Source organism: Sphingomonas sp. 66-10 (genome assembly GCF_001897045.1).
Lineage (GTDB): Bacteria > Pseudomonadota > Alphaproteobacteria > Sphingomonadales > Sphingomonadaceae > Sphingomonas > Sphingomonas lycopersici.
The window spans coordinates 5,190-7,698 of the sequence record NZ_MKRR01000099.1; the positions used below are offsets into that span (position 1 = coordinate 5,190).

Here is a 2,509-nt window from a genome sequence, read left to right on the forward strand (position 1 = left end):
CAGCCAGTTGAGCCGGCCGTCGAACGCCTCGCCCTGCAGCCGCAATTCCTGGCTGAACAGCCGGAAGCGGCGATCGAGATTCTGCCGGTTGAGGATATCGAGCGCGTTGAAATCGCCGTCCTGCCCCTGCTTGTTCTTGTAATCGCGATAGGCGGTGATCGAGGTCAGGTTGACGCTGCCGAGCTTGTAGTTGATCTCGCCCGAAAGCCCCCAATCCTCGCTTTTCGAGGTATAGGGCACCCCGGGCGAATTGGGCACGCCGTAGACGAAACGCTCGCCGCCGGGGATCGCCGGGTAACTCGCGCCGAGCGCCTGGAGCAAGGGCAGCAAGCTATTGGGCGAGACCGCGACCGATCCGTTGGGCTGCCGCGTCAGATTGCGCGTCGGGCCGAGCAGCACGCCGCCGCAGCAATTCTCGTTGCGCTTCGAATAATCGCCGATCAGCCGGATCTTGAGATCGGTCGACGGCTCGAACAGGAACTGGCCGCGCGCGAGCCAGCGATCGCGGTCGTTGATATCGGGTTCGCCGGGGGTGAGCGCCTTGAGATAGCCATCGCGCTTCTGCCATACCCCGTCGAGCCGGACCGCGGCGTTGCTCGACAGCGGCGCGTTGAGCGCGCCGTCGACCCGCCAATAATCGTAATTGCCGTAGCTCACCGCGCCCTTGGCGTGGAAACCGTCGAGCTCCGGCCCCTTGGTGACGATATTGATCAGCCCCGCGGTGGAGTTTCGCCCGAACAGCGTGCCCTGCGGCCCGCGCAGCACCTCGATCCGTTCGATATCGCCGAGTTCGGACAGCCCGACCCCGGTGCGGCTGCGATAGACGCCGTCGATGAACAGCCCGACCGAGCTTTCGAGCCCCGGATTCTCGCCCACCGTGCCGATCCCGCGGATGCGCGCGGTGAAATTGACCTCGCTCGTCGCGCCCGAGACGAGCAGCGACGGGGCGACCTGGTTGAGCGCGCGCACATCGGTCGCGCCGGTATTCTGGAGCGTCTCGCCCGACACCGCGGAGATCGCGATCGGCACGTTGGACAGCGCCTCGGCGCGGCGCGTCGCGGTGACGATGATGTCGCCGGGATTGTCGCTCGCGCGCGGCGCGGCCGCCGGATTGGGCTGTTGCTGGGCGAGGGCGGGGGTCGAGGCCAAGAGCGCCGCGCACGGCAAAAGACGCGGCAGAACAGCACTGCGCATAATCCATCTCCCGGTTTGCGGCTCTGAACAAATTATATGGCCGCTTCGGACAGGTTATGCGGTGATCGGGGTGCGTGTCACCACCCGATCATCTCCGACACATTTTATTACAGTGGCTGCGTCGTTTTGGTCACAGAATGACAATGCGACTGCCCTACGCATTCCGAGCAAGACCTGCCCCGTTCGCGCTGAGCTTGTCGAAGGGCGGCCCCAATTCTGGGGCGGCGGGACGCCCTTCGACAGGCTCAGCGCGAACGGGGCTAGGCGATCCTGATTTGGTCCGCGGTGCTTCAGCCCAGGTCGGGCGGCAGCACCTCGTCGCGCAGCCGCTCGATCGCCGCGGCGAGCGTCAGCACCTCCTGTTTCGCGCCTTCGCCGAGCGGGCGCAGCGCAACGGTGCCTTCGTCCGCCTCGCGCTTGCCGACGACGAGCAGGTTGGGAACCTTGGCCAGGCTGTGCTCGCGCACCTTATAATTGATCTTCTCGTTGCGCAGATCGGTCTCGACGCGCAGCCCGGCCTTGCGCAGCTCGGCGGCGACCTGCTCGGCATAATCGTCGGCATCGGACACGATCGTCGCGACCACCGCTTGCACCGGGGCGAGCCAGGCCGGCAATTTGCCCGCGAAATGCTCGACGAGGATGCCGATGAACCGCTCGTACGAGCCGAAGATTGCGCGGTGGAGCATCACCGGGCGGTGGCGCTGGCCGTCCTCCGCGATATAGCTCGCGTCGAGCCGTTCGGGGAGCACGCGGTCCGACTGGATCGTGCCGACCTGCCACGTCCGCCCGATCGCGTCGGTCAGGTGCCATTCGAGCTTGGGCGCATAGAAAGCGCCCTCGCCGGGCAATTCCTCCCAGCCATATTCGGCGGTGTTGAGCCCCGCGGCGGCGACCGCGTCGCGCAGCTCGTTCTCGGCCTGATCCCACATCTCGTCGGTGCCGAACCTCTTGTCGGGGCGCAGCGCGAGCTTGATCGAATAAGTGAAACCGAAATCCTTGTAGATGCGATCGGCGAGGTTGCAGAAGGCGCGCACCTCGTCGACGATCTGGTCCTCGCGGCAGAAGATATGCGCGTCGTCCTGGGTGAACTGGCGCACGCGCATCAGCCCGTGGAGCGCGCCGTGCGGCTCGTTGCGGTGGCAGCAGCCGTTCTCGTACAGGCGCAGCGGCAGATCGCGGTAGGATTTGATCCCCTGCTTGAAGATCAGGATGTGCGCCGGGCAGTTCATCGGCTTGAGCGCCATCCACTCGGCCTTGTCCGAGACGATCGGGCCTTCATCCTCGGTATTGGGCACTTCGTCGGGTCGTCGGGGAT

At 65.7% G+C, this 2,509-nt stretch carries 2 protein-coding genes; both read right to left on the reverse strand.

Going from position 1 to position 2,509, the window contains the following annotated elements:
- Window positions 1-1,194: TonB-dependent receptor (locus BGN95_RS09485; RefSeq protein ID WP_286772482.1), on the reverse strand; the 1,194-nt coding region annotated here is incomplete at its 3' end.
- 290 nt (window positions 1,195-1,484) lie between these two features.
- On the reverse strand, window positions 1,485-2,509 hold a 1,025-nt coding region (gene thrS / locus BGN95_RS09490; protein WP_286772483.1), incomplete at its 5' end, for a threonine--tRNA ligase.